This window comes from Streptomyces sp. ASQP_92 (assembly GCF_025399895.1).
Classification (GTDB): domain Bacteria; phylum Actinomycetota; class Actinomycetes; order Streptomycetales; family Streptomycetaceae; genus Streptomyces.
Window position 1 is genome coordinate 70,292 of the sequence record NZ_JAODUA010000004.1, and the last position, 22,118, is coordinate 92,409.

Annotated in this window: 12 protein-coding genes and 1 pseudogene; 7 read left to right on the forward strand and 6 right to left on the reverse strand. The window is 69.5% G+C overall.

Annotated elements, in window-relative coordinates; all coding sequences use genetic code 11:
• The first annotated feature begins 6 nt into the window (after positions 1-6).
• From N4G70_RS12365 to N4G70_RS12375, 3 genes are read left to right on the forward strand one after another with little or no spacing between them, the layout of a single operon-like run.
• Complete coding sequence (locus N4G70_RS12365) at positions 7-1,053, forward strand: GSCFA domain-containing protein (protein WP_261712635.1); 1,047 nt, start codon at positions 7-9, stop codon at positions 1,051-1,053.
• Complete coding sequence (locus N4G70_RS12370; protein ID WP_261712636.1) at positions 1,019-1,735, forward strand: hypothetical protein; 717 nt, start codon at positions 1,019-1,021, stop codon at positions 1,733-1,735. The genes N4G70_RS12365 and N4G70_RS12370 overlap by 35 nt, the downstream gene beginning before the upstream one ends.
• A gap of 57 nt (positions 1,736-1,792) precedes the next feature.
• The gene (locus N4G70_RS12375; RefSeq protein WP_261712637.1) at positions 1,793-2,665 is read left to right on the forward strand and encodes a TauD/TfdA family dioxygenase; all 873 of its coding nucleotides are present in this window, start codon (positions 1,793-1,795) and stop codon (positions 2,663-2,665) included.
• 60 nt (positions 2,666-2,725) lie between these two features.
• Here the strand turns inward: N4G70_RS12375 and N4G70_RS12380 are convergent, their stop codons facing one another.
• Both N4G70_RS12380 and N4G70_RS12385 read right to left on the reverse strand, forming a co-directional pair.
• Positions 2,726-3,520, reverse strand: a complete 795-nt coding sequence (locus tag N4G70_RS12380) for a SpcZ (RefSeq protein WP_261712638.1) — start codon at positions 3,518-3,520, stop codon at positions 2,726-2,728.
• A gap of 451 nt (positions 3,521-3,971) precedes the next feature.
• On the reverse strand, positions 3,972-4,334 hold the full coding sequence (locus N4G70_RS12385; protein ID WP_261712639.1) for a DUF805 domain-containing protein: 363 nt from the start codon (positions 4,332-4,334) through the stop codon (positions 3,972-3,974).
• 264 nt (positions 4,335-4,598) lie between these two features.
• On the opposite strand from N4G70_RS12385, the gene N4G70_RS12390 reads away from it, so the two are divergent.
• A complete protein-coding gene (locus tag N4G70_RS12390) occupies positions 4,599-5,240 on the forward strand; it encodes a hypothetical protein (RefSeq protein WP_261712919.1) in 642 nt (213 codons plus the stop codon).
• A gap of 46 nt (positions 5,241-5,286) precedes the next feature.
• On the opposite strand, the pseudogene N4G70_RS12395 reads toward N4G70_RS12390, so the two are convergent.
• The 3 genes and pseudogenes from N4G70_RS12395 to N4G70_RS12405 all read right to left on the reverse strand — a co-directional run.
• A pseudogene (locus tag N4G70_RS12395) lies at positions 5,287-6,028 on the reverse strand (transposase); the annotation flags it as partial.
• Between the two features lie 382 nt (positions 6,029-6,410).
• Positions 6,411-6,620 carry a hypothetical protein gene (locus N4G70_RS12400; protein ID WP_261712640.1) on the reverse strand — a complete coding sequence of 70 codons (210 nt, stop codon included), beginning with the start codon at positions 6,618-6,620 and terminating at the stop codon, positions 6,411-6,413.
• A gap of 84 nt (positions 6,621-6,704) precedes the next feature.
• Positions 6,705-13,172 (reverse strand): RHS repeat domain-containing protein, encoded by a 6,468-nt coding sequence (locus N4G70_RS12405; protein WP_261712641.1) that lies wholly within the window; start codon positions 13,170-13,172, stop codon positions 6,705-6,707.
• Between the two features lie 354 nt (positions 13,173-13,526).
• On the opposite strand from N4G70_RS12405, the gene N4G70_RS12410 reads away from it, so the two are divergent.
• Positions 13,527-17,540, forward strand: a complete 4,014-nt coding sequence (locus N4G70_RS12410; RefSeq protein ID WP_261712642.1) for a LamG-like jellyroll fold domain-containing protein — start codon at positions 13,527-13,529, stop codon at positions 17,538-17,540.
• Positions 17,541-17,746: 206 nt separating this feature from the next.
• Here the strand turns inward: N4G70_RS12410 and N4G70_RS12415 are convergent, their stop codons facing one another.
• On the reverse strand, positions 17,747-20,050 hold the full coding sequence (locus N4G70_RS12415) for a DUF4157 domain-containing protein (RefSeq protein ID WP_261712643.1): 2,304 nt from the start codon (positions 20,048-20,050) through the stop codon (positions 17,747-17,749).
• Between the two features lie 304 nt (positions 20,051-20,354).
• On the opposite strand from N4G70_RS12415, the gene N4G70_RS12420 reads away from it, so the two are divergent.
• Together N4G70_RS12420 and N4G70_RS12425 are read left to right on the forward strand one after the other, a co-directional pair.
• Positions 20,355-20,702: a VOC family protein gene (locus tag N4G70_RS12420; protein ID WP_261712644.1), complete on the forward strand. Its 348-nt coding sequence runs from the start codon at positions 20,355-20,357 to the stop codon at positions 20,700-20,702.
• A 199-nt stretch (positions 20,703-20,901) separates the two neighbouring features.
• On the forward strand, positions 20,902-21,879 hold the full coding sequence (locus tag N4G70_RS12425) for a hypothetical protein (RefSeq protein ID WP_261712645.1): 978 nt from the start codon (positions 20,902-20,904) through the stop codon (positions 21,877-21,879).
• Positions 21,880-22,118 lie beyond the last annotated feature (239 nt).

The window sequence follows — 22,118 nt, forward strand, 5'->3', positions numbered from 1 at the left end:
GACGTCATGAACCCCTATCAATCGCTGCCACCGCGCTCGTTCTGGCGCACCGCCGTCGCCGAGCCCGAACTGCGGGCCATCGGCGGTCTGTGGACCCCGAAGTTCGCCCTGGGGCAGGACGACGTGATCCTCACCGCCGGGTCCTGTTTCGCCCGCCACATCGGCCGCGCGCTGCTGGAGCGCGGCATGAACTGGCGCGACGCCGAACCCGCCCCGCCGGGCCTCATCCGCGCCGAGCGCGAGGCACGCCACTACGGCGTGTTCTCGTTCCGCACCGGAAACGTCTATACCGCCGCCGTGTTGCGGCAGTGGCTGTCCTGGGCGTTCCACGAGGCGGCCCCTCCCCGGGAGGCGTGGAGCCAGAACGGCCGCTTCTACGATCCCTGCCGCCCCTCGGTCGAGCCCGGGGGCCACGCCTCGGCCCACGCGGTCGCACAGGCACGGCTGACCACCCTGGCGGCGATCCGTGGCGCCGTGACGGAGGCGAGCTGCCTCGTCTTCACGCTCGGGCTGACCGAGGCATGGCGCGACCGCGCCGATGGCACGGTCCACCCGGTCTGTCCGGGCACCGTGCGCGGGACGTACGACCCCGGCCGGCACGAGTTCCACAACTTCACCTTCGACGAGGTGTACGCCGACCTGTCCGCCGCCATCGCGCTCGCCCGCACCGCCAACCCCGGACTGCGCGTCCTGCTGACCGTGTCTCCGGTACCGCTCACAGCGACGGCGACCGGCGATCACGCCCTCACCGCGACCACCTACTCCAAGTCCGTACTGCGCGCGGTAGCAGGGCAGTTGACCCAGGAGCTCGACCACGTCGACTACTTCCCCGCCTACGAGATCGTCACCGGCTTCCCTTTCAAGGCGGTGTTCTTCGAGCCGAACCTGCGCACGGTCACGCCGGCGGGTGTCGACTTCGTCATGGGCCAGTTCTTCGACGCGCTCACCCGCGGCCCGGCCGTCACGACGGCCCCCACCACCCCAGCCGCTCCCGCCCCCGGACAGGACATCTGGTGCGATGACGCCGTACTCGACTACTACAACCCCCACTGACACCGACGGCGCCACCGCCGCAAGGTTCCTGCTGCTCGGCGACTCGCACGCGGGCCCGATCGGCCGGGCGGCGAAGGCTGCCGGCATCCCCTTCTCGGGCGGCCCTGTCGGCGCCGGACGGGAGTTCAACGCCAACTTCTTCGACCTGCGCGGAAAGGACGTCGTCTTCCGGGGCGCCGAGACGGACGGCCTCTACCGCGCCTTTCTGGACGAGCTGGGTGTCACGGGGCTCGACGAACTCGACGTCCCGCTGGTGTGCACCTTCGGCTTCAGCACCCATTTCGTGGCCACCACCGCGAACTGGGACATCTACCGCGTCCACGGCGGAGGCTTCGCGCCGGGCTTCCTCCAGAGCCGCCTCTTCGACGACCTGGTACGCGCCACGGTGCGCGGCGCCCTCGCCTTCTACGCCCATGCCCGTGCCCTGGGCCTGCGGGTGGTGTCGGTGATGCCGCCGCAGCGGGTGCCCGTCATGTCGGACCCGGTGGTCTTCCGGGCGGCGCAGGAAACGACGCGCCGCGCACTCGGCGAACTGGGAGTAGAGGTCGTGGACCTGCGGGACCGCGTCACCGACGAAGCAGGCCACCAGCGGCCGGAGTTCAGCGAGGCGACCGACGGGATCCACGGCAGCCTCGCCTTCGGCCGGCTGATCCTGGCCGATCTGCTGGACCGAGGGCTGTGAACGACCCACCCCCCGCATCCATACCGCCCGAGACCGACGTCCAGGAGGACGCACCCAATGGAACAGTTCGCGCTGGACGCCCTCGCACGCGTCACCACCGAGCCCCCGGAGTCCTACGGCACCATCGCCGTCACACCGCTGACACCCGTGATCGGCGCCGAGGTGTCCGGCCTCGACCTGGCCAAGGAGCTCACCGACGACCAGTACGCCGAGGTCAAGCACGCTTTCCTGCGCCACCATGTCCTGGTGTTCCGGGGCCAGGAGCTGACAGACGAGGACCACAAACGGTTCGCCGGGCGCTTCGGCGAACTGCATCCCGTGTCGCTGCCTGTCGAGGGCTCCGATCCGCACGTCCTGGAGATCAGCGCCGACCACGAGTCGCGCGCCGTGGCGGGTCACGGCTGGCACGCCGACGGCACGGCCGACCTCAGGCCGTCGCTCGGTTCGATGCTGTACATCACCCGCACCCCCGAGGTCGGCAGCGGCGGCGACACCATGTTCGCCGACATGCACCTCGCGTACGAGATGCTGTCGCCCGCCATGAAGGGGCTGCTCGACGGGATGACCGCGGTCCACGACGGGCTGCTCGCGTGGCAGGGACAGACCCCGCCGCCCGAGTACGACGTACCCAAGAACGTGCACCCGGTGGTGGCGCGGCACCCCGAGACCGGTCGCAGACTGCTGTTCGTCAACAATGTCTACGTCTCGCACATCGAGCAGCTCTCGCGCCGCGAGAGCAGAGCGGTCATCGACATGCTGTGCGACCACATCGCCGGCACCCCGCTCCTGCACTGCCGCGTCCGCTGGACGCCGGGCACCCTGGTGTTCTGGGACAACCGCTGCGTGCAACACCACGCGATCTGGGACTACTTCCCGCACACGCGTTACGGCAGGCGCGTCGCCATCCAGGGCCATCGCCCCACTGCCTGACGCACCGCACGGCCGGACCTGCGGCGGGGTTCAGTTCCCGCCGCAGGTCCGCCCCCGTACTCAGCTCGCGACCCGGCCCACACTGTCGGCAAGCCCGTAGGCCAACCGCTCGCACGCCGCCCGGTAGCGCCCCGTCCACTCCTCCCCCGCACCCTCCGCACCGGCAACGGCAAGGGCACAGGCACGCACATACGCGAACGGGTACGCATCAGCGAGGGCGTGCTCATCGGCGGCGGCGAAGGCGGCCGCCAGGGCACGGGCGTTCGCCAGGGCGTTGGCATCGGCGAAGGAGCGTGCGTTGGCATCGGTGTTCAGCTCCGCGTAGACCGAGGCGAACTCGGCGGCCCTCTCCTCACCGTAGTCGTTGTCCATGGCGTAGGCGTGCGCGCCGGCGGAGGCGGCGGCATGGGCGTCGGCGTACGGATAGGCACGGCGGTACACCTCGCCCAGCGCGGGCCCCAGGGCCCCGGCCCACTCCGCCTCCGTGACCCGTTCCCCAGCCAAGGCCCTGCTGTGCAACCGCCGTACGCCTTCCTGGTCCTCGCCATCGGCACCACACCGCACACTCGCCTGCGCCAGTAGGGGCACAACGGTGCGCACGTGCCAGTCGTGCACGACCCGGAACGGCACCTGCCCGCCCAGTCTGCCCAGCCCGGCATGCAACCGCCGCGCCCACGCATCGGCCGAACCGGAGTCCTGTCCCGCGAACAGCGAGGCCGCCATCTGCACGAGCCACGCGGTCGGTTGGTCCCCCACCCCCAGCGGCCGACTGCCACCCACCGGCCCGATCGCCCCGTCCTCAAGCCGAGCGACAAACTCCTCAACCGCCCCTGCGGCAGCGGGTGTCCGCGTCATACGCCAGTCTCCTGTCCCCGATGTCGTCCCTGTTGATCAGTCTGCGGCCGATTGATCAACAGGTCCATACCGACGCCTGACAGCGCGGGTCCGCCACCAAGCCAGAGAGCACGACGCGAGTGGGCGTCGAGTCGTCCGGCATTGCAATCGAGGCACCGCCTCCGCCTGTGCTGAGATCCGCGCCATGAGCCTCGCCCCTGGTAACGCGGCACGAACGCTGCCGCGGGTAACCTAGCCGCCAGCTACTTCACTGTGGGCGACCAGATACCGGCGGCAGGTGTTGACCGCGTCACGCCCGGCTGCCGACAGCCCGGCCCCAAGTGGGCGGCTCCGGTCGCACACCCCCTCAGCGTTCCACTGACTCAACGCTCCCTCGACATGATCCGCGCCCAACGCCATAAGCCCCGGCGACAACCTGAACAGCGTCACTGGGGCCCGTGTGGGCGGACAGTCAGAGAGCGGGCAGCGGGTTCGCGGTGCCGGGGTAGGGGCCGTACGACTCGTCCGTCGAGCTCGCCGACGCGCAGAGAAGGAGCAACGCGATGCCGCCAATGCCGGGTATCAGGCCGACCAGGATCGTCCAGCCCGAGCGGCCGCTGTCGTGGAGACGGCGCACCGTGACGGCCCAAGTGGGCAGCACTGTGGCGAAGACGTAGATGTAGCAGGGAATGTAGCTGATCCCAAGGAACTGCTCTGCGGCGATGAACGCGATCACGATGGCGGAGTCGATCAGCCAGAACATCCAGTACTCGGCGCGCGTGGCCCGCCCGCGGAACACGGCGTACCTCTTCAGGGCATCGGTGTAGTAATGCATGGTTGATCCCCCCATGGGACAGATTGCTGCACTTGTCCCGAGCGGGCAAGCCAAGAGGAGGAACGTAAGCTACAGATAAAGCCTGGTCAAACGGGTATCCGTGGGTCGGGCAGCCCGATGTCGATGCGGGTCCGCCGCTCGTCTTCCTGAAAAGGTCTCACTGGCGGCCCTCTAGGGCTCTGACCGCGTACCTTCGCCGGGTTGGGCGGGTGCGGGTCCATGAATTCCAGCTACCTGGCCGAGGCATCCGCATATGCTCGGCTCGTGCAGCCGCTTTCCGACCGCAGCAATCCGTTGATCACGGCGTTCCCAGCCGAGCTTGCAAGCGATGCCGAGGCGGCCCTGGCAGTGATGCCTGCTTCTCGGCTCCAGCCGCGTGCCTCGTTCTCGGTCGCTGTCGAGGGCCAGCAGGTTTTGATCCCCGGGCGCCTCTACAACGACGAGCCGCCAACTGACAGGGTGGCGTCGCTTTCGTCACGCCAACAACAGCTTCTGCACTGCCTGTACTCAAGGCACTGCGACGGCATTATCAGGCAGCGCCACCTGGAGAAGGTCGTTGGTTCCACGGATCCATGGGTCGTCCCCTTCGTCGTGCAGCTGGTTGGCGAGTACGTCTTGGAGATCCTGGTTGTCATCTGCGATGAGCTCCGTGATCTCGCCACGCCCGGCACCCGCGGTCACCTCGCTTACGGGCAGTTCCTCGTGGACAACCCTGCTTTCTTCGCGTGCACTCAACGACGGGTCGTGAGCTACTGGAGCTGCTACTACCGGAGCACCTACGCGAGTTTTCGGGGCTACCCGGGGTGCACGATTCTTGACCTCCTACGGTCCGCAGCCTCCGACAGAGCAGGACATCCCTGGCCCAACCTCGCTCCAGCCGGCGCCAGGGTGGATGGCTACTGCTAGGACCAGGCCGGGCAAGGTCGCCGGGCTGGTCAAGCGGCATCGGCGAGGGCCGTCCGCCCCGACGGATGCCCTTCTCGCTGCGGATGCGAGCGCGCTCGCGGCGCTGGGTTGACAGCACGTCGGGGTGACGGGCATTCGCGTTGCGCCAGCGCAGATAGGCGTGCAGGGCCCGGGTCTGCACGGTGTGGTTGCGGTGGTTGGAGTTGGCGATGGTGAACTGCCGCAGCGGGCCGAAGTGCGCCTCGATTGGGTTGGCCCAGGACGCGTATGTCGGCGTGAAGCACAGCTCGACGCGGTGCTTCTTCGCCCAGCGCCGGAACGTCTCGCTCTTGTGGGCGGACAGGTTGTCCAGGATGACGTAGATGGGGCGCCGTCCGGTCGGGCAGCCCCGACCGATCTGAGCGCGGCCAGAGTGTTCGCGGCGTCCTTCTTCCGGCGGTTGACGTCCCAAAGCGTGTCGTCACCGACCGAATAGCAGCCATGGAAGTACCTGACGCCATGCGTGCGGTGGTAGGTCGCCGGGTTCCGCTCAGGGTGACTGGCCGGGGCCCAGCCCTCCCCGCCGGCGGGGCGAATGCCGAGCGGGCCGAACTCGTCGAACGCGAAGACCCGGACCGGGAAGCGGTCGAGGACCTCCTCCCCGGATCCCGCCGGCAGACGCCGGCCGACCCCAGCAGCATCATCGCGCGCCGGAAGCGGACCGAACTGGTGCTGCCCCGACGCACGATCTGCTGCACCTTCTGCCCCTCCTGGTCGTTCAACCTGCGCACGCGGACAGGCTCAGCCACCACACCCACAGCACTCGGATCGGACGTCACGCAACATCCAACCGCCCCGACCACCAACCCGGCGCACCAATGTGGTCAGAGCACAAGAGGGGCGAGGGTGTACCGGGTTCCGTTCACCGTCGGAGGCAGCTGCACAGTCACGGCGTCTGAGACGTGGATGATCGTTTCGTTTGACGGATCCTCGTCGTGTTCCGCCGTGCACCAAAGGAGGCAGTGCTCTCCAGCGACCTGCCCCTCCCAACCATTCGCGCCCAGAGGCGCGACTTTGCCATACGCCGCGCAACGCACCCGCGCCAACTTCGCCCGAACACCCATCACTTCACGTGCGTCCGCGTCCCCAACCTGCTCCGGGACAGAACCTCCGAGAGGACCTCACACAGTCCTAATGCGTGAGCAGGAAATGCGCCTCTGCCGCGAAGGCCAACAGGGACAGCACCACCGCGAGGATCCCGGTCGCAAGGGTCGTCGCATTGACCTGGCGGGCCTTCTTCGAGGTGCGTCCGTTTCGGGCGTACGACGTGCGGATGCCACGGAAGTCGGCGATGACGGCGAGGCCGAGACAGAGCGGGATCAGGAAGACGAACACCGCCATGGTTCCTCCTTGGGTGAGCCGGCGCGGCCCCGGGAGCGCGGACGCTCCCTGGGCCGGCCTCATGCGGTCCCGTTGTGCGGAACCCTACTTCGGCCCCGCCCACGAGCATCCGGCCTGGAAGCTGCACTGACCTCCGAAGGTGGTCGGGCCCTGGGGTGCCCAGCCGGCGCCACCGGCCCAGCCTCCGAAGTAGTAATAGCCGCCCGAGCTGCGCTGGCCCACGCCGCCGCTGGCGCCCCACGGGCCGTCCGCCACAGTGACGCCGCCCAGTTGGATCTTCTGGTCACTCGGTTTGGCGGTGTTCCAGCCGACGGAGACCCCCATGTAGGCACCGGCCTTTCCGGAGAAGAGCTGTTTGGCGCCCTTGATGGTGTCGAAGGTCATGCCCCCGGACACCGTTGCTGAGAGGTTGCCGTTCTGGAATCCGACGCTCGCGCAGAGCATCAGGCAGAACGAGCCGCTCACATAGACGTGTTCCCACAGTTGTTGCTGGAGGGTCGTACCGGACTTCACGTACGGGTCGTCGGTGCTCTCCGTGCCCTTGCCGGTGCTCATGACCGCGATCATGTCGAGGGTCTGGTCGGCCTTGGAGCCCTTCTTGGGGCTTCCGAGGAGACCCGAGTCACCCGCGTCGCTACAGAAGTGCGCCATCTTGTCGCTCGCGGCGGACATGGAGCACTCCTGCCTGATCCAGTCCGCGATGAGTCGCTTGTAGGTGGGCAGTTTCTTGCCGCCACCGGGATTGCGGGAGAGCAGTTCACGGTAGGTGGGGACCCGCACCCCGTCGAGGGTGGGCCGGCCGTCGTCGCTCTTGCCGTTGTCCATCGTGCCGGTGTGCGACTTGCCTTGGGGGCCGCAGGGCACACCCTGGACTCCCGCACACTCCTCCTTGGTGCAGTTGCGCAGGTCGTAGCTACAGGAGTTCTGGGTGCCGGGCGGGTCGGTGCCGGCGGGGTCGGACTGGTTGACCGGGTTGTCGTTGCTGTAGGAGTAACCGTTCCACTGCTGGGGCTGGTTCTCGTCGAGCACGGGGTCGGGGTTGATGAAGCGGCCCGAGGCGGGCTGGTACTCGCGGGCGCCGAGGTTGGTGAGGCCGGTGGCCGGGTCCTGGGTGCCGCCGACGAAGCCGTGTTCGCCGGCCCAATGGGAGGGCTGGGTCCCGCGTGCCGCCCCGAACGGGTCGACGGGCCGCCTCGTTTCGCCCAGCGAGGTGGAGTCGAGGGCGAGCACCGCGGTGCCGTGGTGGTCGGTGGTCTGCCAGGTGAGCCCGCTCCCCTGCCGTACGGCGGTGAGGCCATTGGGCAGGGCGTAGGTGCGGGCGGCCGTGAGGGCGCCGGTCGCGGTGTCCAGGGTCAGGTCGTCGGGGCCCAGGTGGAGGGTGCTCTTGCCGGGGTCGTGCCGGATGAGCTGGTTGCCGTCGGCGTCGTAGACGTAACTCGTCCCGGCCGAGCCCCCGTTGGGGGTGAGCGAGGTCAGTTCGGACTGGGCGTCCCAGGTGAGGCTGGTGGTCCCGGCTGAGGTGGTGATCGCGGTGGTGTTGCCGGTGGCGTCGTACTGGTAGGAGCTGGCTCCGGGGTTCCCCGGACCGCTGGCGCTGGTGGACAGCAGGGCGTGGGCGCCTCCCGTGCCACCGCCGGTGTTGGGGGCGGTGGTGGGCTGGTTGTCCTGTCCCGCGGGAGCGAAGATCTGGGTGGTGGTGATGTCCTTGCCGGTGTCGCCGGTGATGTCGTGCTGGGTGAGCCCGGTGCGGTTGCCCGTGCGGTCGTAGGCGTACGACGTCCAATACGCGGCCGGTCCGCCCACGGTGGTTCTGCCTGCCGGGGCGCCGCTGGTGGGTGTGGTGTTCTTGCAGCCGCCGGTGCCGGGCACGGACGGTTGCGGCTTGGCGGTGACGCCGCCGGTGTCGGTCCAGGCGCTGGTCAGCCGGCCGAGGTAGTCGTAGCCGAAGCACTGGAGGTCGGTCTGGGCCGGGGTGTTGTCGGGGACGTTCTGGATCGCGGTGATCTGCCCGGCCGGGTTGCGGCTGTAGGAGGTCTGCTGGACGGCTCCGGTCGCGGCGGTCTGCTTGTCGACCCAGGAGGACAGCAGATTGCCGGTGGCCTGGTCATAGGTGTCGGTGACGACGACCTCGGTGCCCCACGGGTTGACGGTGGTGCGCACCGCCCGGCCGAAGGCGTCGTAGTCGCTGGACAGGTCGTAGGTGGTGGTCGGTGAACCGAAGCTGAGCAGGGGCCCGTTGACGTCGTAGCTGTAGGTGAGGGACTCGGCGGGCAGATCGCCGCGGGCGTCCGTCGTCGAGGCGGTCAGGTCTCCGGTGAACTGGTTGAACGTCGACGTCGACTTGTAGGCGCGGGCGAGGACGCCTTCCTGCCCGGGGATGGTGACGGTGGTCGCGGTCGCCCGGTATCCGTTGTCGTAGGCGGTGACCTCGCTGGTGTACGCCTGGTCCGTCCTGCCGTCCACGAACCGGCTCGACTTCACGGCCTGGCCCTTGGCACCGCTGACGCCGTCGTACGTCCACGCCGCTACGGGCACCCGGTCGGTGGACGGGGGTGTGGTGCTGTAGGAGGCGGTCTTGCGGCCGAGCAGGTCGTAGTCGTAGCTCAGGATTTGTTTGCGGGCGTCGGTGGCCGTCGTGAGGCGCCCGTCGGCGTCATAGGTGCGGCCGGCGGCTCCGGTGTCCGGGTCGCTCGCCGCGATCTGGTGGCCGCGCAGGTCGTAGCCGTAGGACCAGTGATTCTTGGTGGTGCCGTCGGTGCGGCCGGCCGTTTTGCCGTCGGGCGTGTAGGTCAGCCTGGTGATGTCGGCGTCGAGCGGGCTTCCGGTCGCCGTCGGGGTGGTGTACTGCCACACCTCGTGGGTGCGGCCCAAGGTGTCGGTGACGGTCGTGGTGGCGGTGCCGCCCTGGGGTGGTGTGGTGTCGGTGCGGTCAGCGCCCGGGTAGGCCTTGGTGGTGCGCCACTGCTCGACGGCGTACGAGGAGAAGACGGTCGCGGTGGGGCGGCCCCGGCCGTCGAAGACGGTGCCGGTCTGTCCGGGCACCTGCTTGTCGTCGACGATGACGAGGCCGGTGCCGGGGGCGTCGGTGTCGTCGTAGTAGGGGGAACGGGTCTCGACGGTCCAGCCGTGCGAGTCGTACAGCGTGTCGGTGATCACGCGACCCGTGTAGGCGGAGATGCCGGGCGTGGCCTGGGTCTGGCGGCTGCGGCCCAACCCGTCATAGATCGCTACGGACTTGGCGTAGTGCGCGCCGTCGTTTTCGAGGCTGGAGGTGGTGACCGCGGAGGGTGCGGTGCTGCCGTTCACCGCATAGGCGAAGGTGGTGTTCGCCTTCTGCGGGGCGGTACGGCCCGGTTGCCAGACCGCGGTGAGCCGACCGAGCGCGTCGTATGTCTTGGTCGTGGTCTTGCCGTTCATGTCGGAGCTGGTGAGCTCCTGGTCGCGGCCCACGTCGAGGGTGGTGGTGGCGGTCCAGTCGGTGGTGGAGCCGGGTGCGGGGCTGGTGACGGTGATGGTGGCGGGCACCTCGCCGGGCTTGGCCGGGAGGTAACTCGTGGTGGTGGTGGCCCCGTTGGGGTGCTGGGTGTCGGTGGCGTTGGGGTCGGTGACCGACGTCGCGCGGCCGTAGGCGTCGTAGGCGCTGGTCTTGGTGGTGACGTACACGGGGTTGCCCGAGGCGTCGTAGTGGTCCAGCTCCTGGGTGGCCGTGGCATCGCCCTGGGTGCCCGCCTTGCCGAAGGGCTGGCTGTCATACAGGGTGCGGTTGGCCTTGACCGTGTTGTCCTTGGCCGGTGTCGCGGTGCAGGCGCCGGCGCCGTAGAGGGTTTTCACCTCGTCGGCGAGTCCGGTGATGAGCGGATCACCGCTGGTGGCGTACGAGGTGAGGGTGCACTGGTCGGGCTCGCCGTCGGCGGCGGTCAGGACACTCGTGGTGCGGTTGGCGTGGTCGGCGTCGCTCTTGGTCGTGGTGACCTTGGCCCGCCAACTCCCGTCCGCCTTCTTCTCCTTGGAGGTCTCGGTGACAGTGGTGGCACGGTAGCGGGCCACGAGGTCCGGCAGACCGGAGCCCCGGACATGGGTCGCGGTGGCGGAGGCCCCGGTGGCGTTGGTGACCGTGTACGCGGTGGGCGTGCCGCCCGCCTTGTCGTAGGTGTCGCTCTCCAGGGCCGAGCCGGACAGCCAGTCGGCGTCGGTGACCTGCTCACCGAGCGAGTCGGCGACCTTGACGGAGCGGGTGGCGCCGCCCGGCAGGGTGTCTCCGTCCATGCCTTGCAGGTACTTGGTCACGGACTGGGTGACCGGGCCGTCCTGGCCGTCACCGGTCGTGGTGGTGACGGTGGCGAAGCCCCGGAACTGGTCCCAGGTGCGGGTCTTGGGGTCGACGACCTCGCTGGTGCCGTAGTGCCAGGCGGCGGGCCCGTACTGGTACTTGGTGATCTGCGCGGGGCTGTGCGCCACCGGGTCGTTCGCGCTGACGCTCGCCACGGTGTAGTGGTTGAACCAGTCGGAGACGGGGTCGCCGCCGTAGACGCTGCCCGGCGGGTACCACTTCACGTTGTAGCAGGTCATCGTGTCGGTGTCGGCCGATGCCGGCATGACCTTCTTGACCCGGGAGCAGGCCGGAAGGTTGTAGTCGACCTGGATCTGCTCGCCGGTCTCGGTGGTGACGGTCTGGATGCGCGGCCGGTTGAAGGCAGTCGGTGCCGGGACCAGATTGGTGCCGTCGACCCGGTTGGGCAGTTCGACCGGGGTGAAGGAGACCTTGGGGAGCGCGATGGCCGAGGCGCCGTTCTGGCCGGTGCGCTGGATGCTCGCGAGCCACATGGTGGGTTTGTTGCTGTCGGCCGGGTCCGGGTAGCCGTGGGTCAGGGTGTAGGTGTCGATGTTCTTGTACGCGCCGTTGGAGAGCACCTGCGTGGTGATCGAGGCGAGCCGGATGTTGGTCCAGAAGGTCGGCCCGTACTGGGTGCAGGTGCCGGTGGCGGTGCAGTTCTGGTCGTAGGGCACGTCCGGCCAGTGCGCGGCGTTGGCCGAACCGAGCGTCGCGCCCGCGCAGGTGAAGGAGCCCGCGGTGGAGCAGCGGCCCTCGGGCGCCGGGGTGAAGGCCACCTTGGCGGCGGGCTTGAGGGCGCCCTTGGCGGTGACCTGGTCGGCGAGGCGCTGGCCGTACCCGATCGAGGTGAGGGCGCCGCCGCGGACGTAGGAGGTCTGGGTGCCCTTGCCCTGGTTCTGGGCGCCGCCGCGCGCGTAGTAGTTGGACTGGGTGGCGTAGGTGTACGTCGTCAGGTTGCCGTGCGGGTCGACGGCGTAGTCGAGGTTCCAGCGCCAGGCCATCTGGCACCAGGAGGCGAGCCCCTTGGCCGAGTCGTAGCAGGGGTCGCCGCTCTTGGGCGAGTAAACCGGCTCCGTCCAGGCCGAGTTGGCGGCGGGGTCGCTCTTGTCGCCGCCGGGCAGGTGGTTGAGGCCGAAGTAGTAGACGCTGCCGGAGATGGTGGACACCTTGATGTATTCGCCGTCGTGGGCTCCGTTGGCGGCGCCGGTCAGGAACTCAACCTTGGAGCCGTCGTCGTTCTTGAGCCGCCAGGTGCCCGACGTGTCGTCGCGCACCAGCTCGCTGGAGTGCCCCTCCAGGGAGAGGCTGGCGTTGAAGCCGCCCCAGCAGGAGTCGGCGGAGTACTTGATGCCGTCCTTGTCGCAGTTCTTGTACGAGCGCTCCACGAAGCCCGGCGCGTAGTCCCAGCCGTCGCCGATCCAGGAGGACTGGGCGTTGGTGGAGGAGGTGCGTCCGTCGACGGCGGACGAGCTGTACGACAGGGCGATCTGCGGGGCGTCCTGGCCGATCGACGCGGGCACCTGGACCGGGTAGCTGTAGTCGAAGCCCCCGCTGCTGGTGCCGCCGGACCAGGCGGCGCTGGGGTTGAGGCCGCTGGCGGTGTAGTCGCCGCCACCGCCACCGGAGGCAGTCTCGGCGGCGAACACCATGGGCTGGGCGCTGTCGTGGGAAGCAGCGGGCGCGGCCACCTCGGCGACGAGCCGGCCGGTACCCGCGTCGTAGTGGGACGGCACCGCCGTCCGCTGACGGCAGCCGTCCGCGTCCGGCGTGGTCAGGGCGCAGCCGGGCAGCGCCACCAGGTGGGCGCGGGCCGACGCGTCGGCTCCGTAGGTGGCGTCGAGGCGGCGGACGTCGATGGCGACCCGGATGTGCGCCGCGGGCGCGGTCGCGCCGCGTTCCACGGTGACGACGGGGCCCCGCTCGCCGAGCGCCTGAGCCTTCGCGCTGTCGACGATGCCGGTCTTCAGCGGGACACCTGCGGTGTCAACTGCCGTGGGAGCGGTGGGTGTTGAGGTGGTGCCCGGTCCCGACCACTCCCCCGGCACCCGGTAGTGCGGCTTGGCTCCGGCGGGCCCGGGGGTGGCTTTGCCGTGGACGGGCGTGGTGTGCGGGAGGGCCGTGTGGGGCGGGGACCAGCGCTGGTTCGGGTCGACGGGCCTGGCCGCGGCCATGGCCTCGGCCGATGCCGGTGCGATCAGGGCGGCGGTACTGGCCAGCACGCTCAGCACGCCGAGCCATCGGCGGCCTCTTCGACGCCCCGGTCTCCAGCCGTTCCCCGGTCTTCCCCAAGCCCCCACGACGTTCCCCCTCGCACCCGAAGCACGCAAAATTGGCCGCCGTGTCCGAAACAGACGACGTCGATCCGGGTGAACCTAACCCCGGATCCGAACACCAGACCCACACGTGCCTCACACTTGACGCACTCATTAACTTCGGCCTGACAGACATCAATTGACGCATCGTCATAACTGGGTGCACATCCGGCATCCCTGCTTGACCTGGGTCCGTCGAGCCCCGCTACTGTGCCCCCTCCATCGGCGCGCAGCAGCGCGCCAGACCCGGGAGGGACCCTCATGGGGGGTATCAGCGCCTACTCGCGCGACCTACGACGACGCAGACCGCGCCAGCGCGCGGCGGTCGGGTTCATCACCGCCGCACTGGCCGCCGCGGTGGTCGGACTGCCGACACCGGCCGTGGCGGGCGGCACGCCGGAGCCGACGGGTGGCGACGCCCAGCACGTCCAGCAGTTGCCGCCCGACGAACGGGCCACCCTCGACGCCAAGGCGCAGGCCGCCGCGAGCGGGCATCCGGTCCTCATCGACACCCTGACCACGCCGTACGCGCAGACCGTCGCCAACCCGGACGGCACCCTCACCGAGACCTCGACGCCCGTTCCCACCCGGGCGAAGGCCGACGGCGGGTGGGCCGCCGTGGACGCGACGCTCGGGGTACGACCCGACGGCACCCTCGCACCGAAGACCGCCGTCAACCGGCTCACCCTGTCCGGCGGCGGCAGCGGTCCCCTCGCCACCCTCACCAGCGCGGCCGGCAAGACCCTCGCCGTCACGATGCCGTTCGCCCTGCCCAGGCCGACGGTGGCCGGCGACACCGCCACGTATGCGAATGTGCTACCGGATGTCGACTTGGCTGTGACCGCCACCGAACTCGGTGGCATCCGCGAGGTGCTGGTGGTCAAGACACCCGCCGCGGCCGCCAACCCGGCGCTCGCCACGCTCCATCTGGGCACGTCCGGCCCCGGCCTCACCCTCGGTTCCGACGCGCAGGGCGCGCTGCAAGCCGTGGACACCGCGACGGGCCGGACGCAGTTCACCGCACCGGCACCGCAGATGTGGGACTCCAGCACCGCGTCCCAGACCACCGCGTCCGCAGCCTCCGTTGCGCCCGCCGCACCCACCGCATCTGCAAAGACGGCGAAGACCACGAAGAGTGCCGCGGGCGTAACGAGAGCGGCAGCGCCCCAGGACTCTCCCGCGGACGCCAGCACCGCCGACGGGCCCGGTCCGGGCGCCCGTTCGGCGACCATGGCGACCACCGTGTCGTCGGGCAGTGTGGACATCACCCCGGTCGCGGACATCCTCCACGGGAGCACCACCCACTACCCCGTGTACATCGACCCGTCGTACATCCCGTGGAGCCCGGGCGACCCCGCATGGACGTGGATCCAGTCCGCCCACACCGGCAGCAGCAACTACGGGGTCTTCGGGTCCTCGCACTCCCAGCAGCCCGGTGTCGGCGTGTGCGGCACCTACCCCGGCGGCGGCAGCTGCAGCCCGGCCGACAAGGAGCGCACCTACTACCAGTTCAACATCGCGGCCCTGGGCGACAACAACGACGTCGTCGGCAGCGCGGAGCTGCATGTCACCCAGACGTACTCGGCGGACTGGAGCTGCACCAACAAGTACGGCATCCGGCTGTACTACTCCCACGACACCATCGGTTCCGGCACCGACTGGGGCAGCCACCCGTCGGACACCTCGACCGGCCTGACCGACCAGGTGGGCGGCACCGGCTCGTCGGGCTGCGGCGGTGACGTCGCGTTCGCGTACAACGTGAAGTCCCAGGTGCAGGGCGCGGCCGACGGCAACTGGAAGACGATCACCTTCGGCCTGTACGGGGACGAGGGCGACGCCAACGGGCTCAAGCGCCTGTCCAACAAGGCGAGCCTCGCGGTCACCTACGACCACACGCCCAACATGCCGTCAGGGATGACGAGTTCACCCGTTCCTGGGTACGCCTCGACCGGTTCCACCCAGCCGTGCGAGTCGACGACCAACCCCACCGACAGGGCGTTCGTCGGCACTCCCGGGCTCACCTCGGGTCTTCAGCTCAAGGCGACCGTCTCCAGTCCGACCACCCCGCGCCAGCCGGTCCGCGGCTACTTCGACACCTGGGACGATTCGGTCAGCGGGATCCCCGACACCCCCCATGGCACCGGGTACAGCAACGGCGGCGGTTATGTCGCCTCGGGCAGCCAGGTCTCCTTCACCGTGCCCAAGGCCGACTTCACGGACGGGCACGCCTACGCGTGGGACGTGTCGGCCGGCGACGGACTGCTGTCCTCCGCCGAGACCGCGCCCTGTCACTTCCGGGTCGATCTGACCGCGCCGACGGTCAGTGCCCCCTCCGCACCGGACTACCAGGTGGGCAACCTCAACACCGTCTTCCCTCCGGCGGGCAACGGGCAGACGGCCAACATCTACGCGGGCAAGGGCGGCTGGGTACCCTTCACGGCCGCCGACCCCGCCCCGGCCGTGGGAGTCGCCTCCCAACTCGCCTGTATGCGCTGGGGATTCGACCCCACCCTGGCGACCGCGGCCTGGCAGTGCGGCAGCGCGCTGCCCAAGGACTACCTGGCCGCGTTCCCCCAGCACTGGGGCACCAACATCCTCTACATCCAGGCCGAGGACAACGCGGGCAACCTCTCACAGCTCGAGACGTACGCCTTCTATGTGCCGTGGAACCCCAACGGCCCGGCGCCCGTGTTCGGCGACACCACGGGTGACGGCTCCGCCGACATCGTCACGCCGGGCGGCGACGGCAATTTGTACGCCCACACCGTGCCCGGCAACTCCCAGGCCACCAGCCCCGCCGCCTCGTTGGCCGCACGGGTCGCGAACACTCCGGACGGCGATGGCTGGGCGAACTACCAGATCGCCCACCGCGGCAGTCTGCGTGGCGGTCTCAACGTCGACGACCTGATCGTCCACAAGAACGGTGCGGGCCAGCTCTACTTCTACTACAACCCCGGGAACACCGGCACCGACGGCCGCTTCGACAAGCGGGCCGCGCTCACCAAACCGGCCTGCAAGGACGACGGCTCGGGCGGCTACTGCACCGGGTACGCCGCCGACTGGTCGACCACCACCCGGATCGCCGCGCTCGGCGACGTGTCCACCACCGCTTTGGACGCGGGCACCTTCCGCGACCGTACGGGGCTGCTCACCGAGGAGAGCACCGCATCGGGGGATGCGGCGCTGTGGTTCTACCCGACGGTCTCCGACGGCCAGTTGGGCTCCCCGGTACGGCTCGCCGCGACCGGCTGGAAGAACCTTGAGCTGATGGCGCCGGGCGACTGGAACCACTCGGGCCACCCCGGCCTGTGGGTCCGCAATGTCACCACCGGCGACATCGTCGCGTACACCCTGACCACCGGCACCACCCCGGTCCCCGGCAGCACGGCCACGCCGCCGGAGACCGTGCCCACCCTGACCGGCATCACGGCCGGCCCCAAACTGGGCGGCCTCTCCGCGACCGACGACCCGGTGATCGGCTCGGACGGCGATCTCACCGGCGACGGCATCGCCGACCTGTGGTGCGTCACCAAGGGAGGCGTACTGAACACCTGGATCGGCCACACCCCGGACGGCACCTCGGGCACGGCCGTGGACTACTTCCTCTCCCCCATCAACAGCGGGACCACGGCAGGCGCCCCCGACCAGTGGCGGCTCAACGGCAACGGCTCGGACGCGGCGGGCCTGAACGCGGCCACCGCCGTCGGTTCGGTCGGCTGGACCGCCGACCACGCCGGGGCCTCACCGGGCGCGGCCACCTTCACCGGGAACGGCACCTATCTCAAAGCTGCCGCGCACGCTCTGGACACCAGCAAGAGCTACACCGTCTCGGCGTGGGTCAAGCTCGACTCGCTGGCCACCACCCAGGTCGCGGTGAGCCAGGGCACCGCCACCCACCAGGCCTTCTACCTGGGGTACAACAACCCCAAGAAATCATGGCAGTTCATGACCACGACCACCGAGGCGGCCACCACCACCTATCCGGTGGCCTACGGCGGCCCCGCCCCGACGCTCGGCACGTGGACCCATCTGACCGGCGTGTACGACGCCGACACCGAGGTGATGTCCCTGTACGTCAACGGCGCCCTCACCGGCACCGCCGACCGCAACTCCACCCCCGCCTACAACGCGTCGGGCCCCCTGACCATCGGCGCCAACATCACCGTGGGCAGCACCAGCCCCTACGACCAACTGACCGGCGCGGTCTCCAACGTCCGCACCTACCCGGCCGCCCTCACGGCGGCCCAGGTGGAGACGGCCTACACCAACTCCTAGACAAACTGCGGTGATTGAGGAACCGAACGGCTGATTGCGGGCCGGCCCCGTGCACGTTCCGCACGAAACGTTCCGCACGGAAAGGCGCGGCTGGCACGAAACCACTGGTGCCCTCCCCTATACGCCAGGGGGAGGGCACCAGTGCGGGTGGCCGCGAACTACCTTGACCACGGCCACGAACGAGGCCGCCAGCACCAACTACGCGGTCAGACCACACAGTTGGCCGTGAACCGGGCCTCCAGTTCCTGGATCCGGGTGGGCACGGCCGCGATGGCGCTCTGAAGGTCCTGGACGAGCAGGGTCTTGTCCCGGCCTTGCGGGTTACTGGCCACGCGCGTGAGCAGACCGGCGATGTCGGTGGCGAGATTCGCCATGTCGTTCTGGATGCCGGCGGCGGCGTTCAACGCGTTGGCGTACTTGAGCTCCAGCTCGTCCGTCAGCATCTGGGTATCGTCGTTCTGGAGGTTCCTGAGGCCCTGCACGCTGAGTTCGAGCTGGTGGCGATGCCGGCCCACCACGGCGCCAAGGGCACCGAGGGAGTCGGTGAGCGCGGTCATCGTGACCTCCGCCTGGCCCGCGTACTGGTTCTTGATGTCGTAGGGGACGCCGAAGTTCTGGGCGATGTCCATGACTTCGTGCAGCGTGTGGTACGCGAGCGCTGTGGTGTGGTCGAAGTCCAGCCGCCAGAACGCGAAGATCCCCCAGGCCGCCGCCGCGATCTCCCGCTTGGTTCCTCCGGCGGCCTGGGCGAGCTTGAACATGCGTGCCGCCGTGAAGGACTGACCGGCCCACACCGGTACCCGGTGAGCCCGGGCGAACTTGGTGGTGTCGGAGTGTTCGTTGCGGGTGGAGGGGTGCTCCTTCATCTGCCCCGGATTGCGCGGGTCGGGCACCGGGTTCTGGCCACGATCGGTCACCTCGATGCGCGCGCCGGTCACGGGATTGATGCCGGCCGTGCTCTGGATGTCCTGTCCCTCGATCTCCGCCAGCTTGCCGGTTCCCATGGTGGGCGGGAAGTGGCGGGCCGGGCCGAAGTACTCCATCACGTCGTGGAGCACCATGATCTTGTCCCGGAACGGGTAGTTCTCCGGGTTGCGCAGGACCGCCTGGATGCCGCCGCCGGCACCGGGCAGATGAGTCGCCAGTCTCTCCAGCGGCTGACCGGGCCGGAACTTGGGATCGCCGTGCGTCTGGCTGAAATAGGTCAGGTACGCGCCGAAGGGCTTGCCCGCCTTCTTGGGGTCGTTGACCTGGTTGCCCGTCGCGGGGTCGATCACCAGCGGCTGGGACCTCAGATGGGCCACGCCGGTGGTGAGCTCCTCTTCCATCACCGCCTGCTGCTCAGCCGTGAGCGTCTTCTTGAGGGTGTCGGTGGTGGAGTTGACGCGCAGCAGCAGGGAGTTGAGGAAGACCTCGACGTCCGGGCTGGCCTTCACTCCCTGCGCCTGCTGCTTCTCCTCCCTGCGCTTGTCCTTCGCGTAGACCCAGCCCATCAGCCCGCGAGCCAGCTCTTCCACGTTGTTGACCTTGATGTCCCGGTTCTTGGCGCCGAAATCGGGGTGTTTGCCGACCTCCACCTTCAGGACCGGGTGCATCCCCTGCATCGTGCGCGGTTCCACGATGGCCTTGCGCAACTGGGCCGTGATCCGCTTCCGCTCCGCCTGGAAGCTCACCTGCTCGTCCGGCTGGAACTTCGTTCCGATCTCGGAGTCCATCTCGGCCAGGATCTGGTTCACCTTGGCGTCCAGCATGGTCGACTTCTGGTTGTCGTCGGCGGTGGTCGTCGCGGCCTTGAACTCCTGCGAGACGTCATGCCCGTTGATGACGAGCGCACGCTGGACCACGCCCGCACCGGGGCTCGCAGGCCCCGCGCCGGGACCCGCCACCCGCTGGACGGGGGCTCCGCTCAACGCACGCGTCGCGTTGGCTTCCGCCTCGCGCTCGAAACGGTCCGAGGGGTCGGAGACCTTGAGACCGGAGCCGTTGTCCGTCCCCGCTACGGCTCCTTGGCGCTGCTGGATGACGTGGGTCAGCTCGTGGGCCAAGGTGTGCTCGTCCGCTCCGCCGTCGCCTATGACGACATGGCTGCCGGAGGTGTAGGCGCGGGCGCCGACCTCGGCAGCGGAAGCCTTGGCCGCGCTGTCGTTGTGGATGCGTACGTCGGAGAAGTCCGCGCCGAGCCGGGCCTCCATGTCCGTACGCACCGAGGTGTCGAGCGGGCTGCCCGAGGTGCGCAGCACATCGTGCACCGCCGAACGCTGGACGGGCGCGGGCTGCCCGGGCTGCTGGTGTCCGCAGCCCGCGCCGTGCTGGTGCTGATCCTGAGCCCAACCGTGCCCGGCCTGGCGCAGCATCTGGACGACGGCGGCATTGCCGGCACTGGCCTGCAACGCCATCATCCCCATGGGCGCCATCGCGGCCGGCTCCTGTACGGCGTCCTGTCGATGGGACTGCCGAACCTGGTCGTCGGCCGTCCGCGCCGGCCCGTCCTGGGACTGCCTGGTGGTCACACGAGTACCTTTCGATGGACCGGGCAGCCAGCATCCGGTGCCTTACGGCGGCCCTGGCCGTCCCTGTGAGGTGCCCTCCACAGCCTGCCACGCGCAGCAGCCGGGTACCCAGTGTCACTCTTCCCGCTAACGGAAGACTGCCGGGCCGCTAACGTCACCGCCCCGGCCGCCGAATTCTGCAAGCGGCTATGACGGGCCCACTGCCAGGGCAGGCTGTGAGGTTTCAAGGACCGATGAATTCCGGCTCCGGGTGCGGTCTGCAATTCAAGAAGCACCACGCACGCACCCAGGAAAGGTGATCCCCATGAACGTGACCCGCGTACTGATGGTCTCTCCGGTACGGAACATCGACACCGCGGTGGCCTGGTACGAACGGCTGCTGGGCCGCCCGGCGGACCGCCGGCCCATGCCGTCGCTGGCGGACTGGCACCTCACCGCAAGCGGTTGGCTCCAGGTCTTCGAGGACCCGGCACACGCTGGCACGACGCTGCTCAACCTCGAAGTACCCGTGCTGGACAAGGCGCTGTCCGAGCTGGCGGAGCGCGGTCTTACGGCAGGACCGGTACAAACCGGCGGTGAACGCACCCGATTCGCCGCCCTGGAAGACCCGGACGGCAACCGCGTAACCCTCCTGGAAAACCCGGTGACGTGACCGCCCGGTGACGTAACCCACCCCGCGAGCGCGGGGACCACCCGAACCACACCAGCGGCGACCCAGCCACAGTCACCCCGCACCCCGCACCCCGCCGGGAAACGGCTGTGCGATTGTCGGTCCCCCGTGATAGTCACTACCTCACGAGGGAGTCGCCACTGGTCTGAACTCCCCGTTGCACACAACAAGGGGTGGGGACATGGCGATGCTCCGTGACTGGGGGCTCGCGCTGGGGAGACGGGCCGGGCGGCCTGTTGCCCGCGTGCAGAAGGACTCCGGCGACCCGGAGGTGGGGCGCATCCGGACTGCCGCCGCGTCAGGTGACTGGAACACCGTGCGGGACATCCTCCAGGCGCGGCCCGAGAGCGACGACTGGACGGAACTGGTGCGAGCCGTCGGCGACACGGCGGGGGTGGAGCGCTGGATCTCCGGGGTTCTCGAAGCGGAGCCGGACGCGCCGCTCCCGAGGCTGGTGGCGGGGTTCCGCTACATCGGCTGGGCCTGGGAAGCCCGGACGGGTGCGAGAGCGTCACACGTCTCCCGTGAGCAGTTCGAGGTGTTCCACTCCCGGCTGCGCAGTGCCGAGGAGTGGTTGTACGAGGCGGCCGAGCGCGAACCGGGGTGGACCACGCCCTGGCTCGGCCTGATGACGACCGGCCGCGGCCTCCAGGTCGGCCAGGACGCGGCGCGCCGCCGGTTCGAAGCGGCGGTGCGGCGCGACCCGCACCATCTGGCCGTGCATCAGCAGCGATTGCAGCAGGTGTGCGCGAAGTGGAGCGGGTCGCACGAGCAGATGCACTCGTTCGCCCGCGAGGCCGCCCTCGGCGCTCCGGGCGGCACTCTGCTCGGGCAGCTCGTCGCCATGGCTCACATCGAGCACTGGCTCGACCTCGATTCGGGTCCGGACAGCGCGTACATCAGGAGTTCCGAGACCGTCGCCTCGCTGCGGGAAGCGGCCGAGCACTCCTACCGTCATCCGGATTTCGTCCGCTCGGGCGAGTGGCTCCAGGTGTACAACACCTTCGCCATGGCGTTCTCGCTCGCGGGCGATCACGCCGCCGCACGGGAGTGCTTCGCGGCCAGCGAGGGCCGGGTCACCGAGTCGCCCTGGCAGTACCTCAACGGGGCCGATCCCGCGGCGGCCTACAAGGAGCACCGCGCCGCGGCTCGCCACTGATCCCGGCCCCGGCACGCGCCCCGACGACGCGTGGGGTGAAGTGCGCCGGGCCGGCCACGAGGCGACGCGAACGCCCCGGCCTCACCGACCCGTGCCACCCCACAACTGACGTACACCGCCGACCGGTTGCTCGCGCCGTTCCTCGGCGGCTCGGGCGATCGGCTCGCGCGGGCCGTCGTATCCCAGATCCCGCGTCCCCCGGCGCCGCCGGCACCACGTGCCCGGCGCAGGAGGACGCA

Coding starts and splice junctions, on each gene's coding strand:
- N4G70_RS12400 (WP_261712640.1), bottom strand. CDS start 6,620: ATGGCGGTGTTCGTCTTCCTGATCCCGCTCTGTCTCGGCCTCGCCGTC.
- N4G70_RS12385 (WP_261712639.1), bottom strand. CDS start 4,334: ATGCATTACTACACCGATGCCCTGAAGAGGTACGCCGTGTTCCGCGGG.
- N4G70_RS12425 (WP_261712645.1), top strand. CDS start 20,902: ATGGCGATGCTCCGTGACTGGGGGCTCGCGCTGGGGAGACGGGCCGGG.
- N4G70_RS12410 (WP_261712642.1), top strand. CDS start 13,527: ATGGGGGGTATCAGCGCCTACTCGCGCGACCTACGACGACGCAGACCG.
- N4G70_RS12365 (WP_261712635.1), top strand. CDS start 7: ATGAACCCCTATCAATCGCTGCCACCGCGCTCGTTCTGGCGCACCGCC.
- N4G70_RS12375 (WP_261712637.1), top strand. CDS start 1,793: ATGGAACAGTTCGCGCTGGACGCCCTCGCACGCGTCACCACCGAGCCC.
- N4G70_RS12420 (WP_261712644.1), top strand. CDS start 20,355: ATGAACGTGACCCGCGTACTGATGGTCTCTCCGGTACGGAACATCGAC.
- N4G70_RS12370 (WP_261712636.1), top strand. CDS start 1,019: ATGACGCCGTACTCGACTACTACAACCCCCACTGACACCGACGGCGCC.
- N4G70_RS12380 (WP_261712638.1), bottom strand. CDS start 3,520: ATGACGCGGACACCCGCTGCCGCAGGGGCGGTTGAGGAGTTTGTCGCT.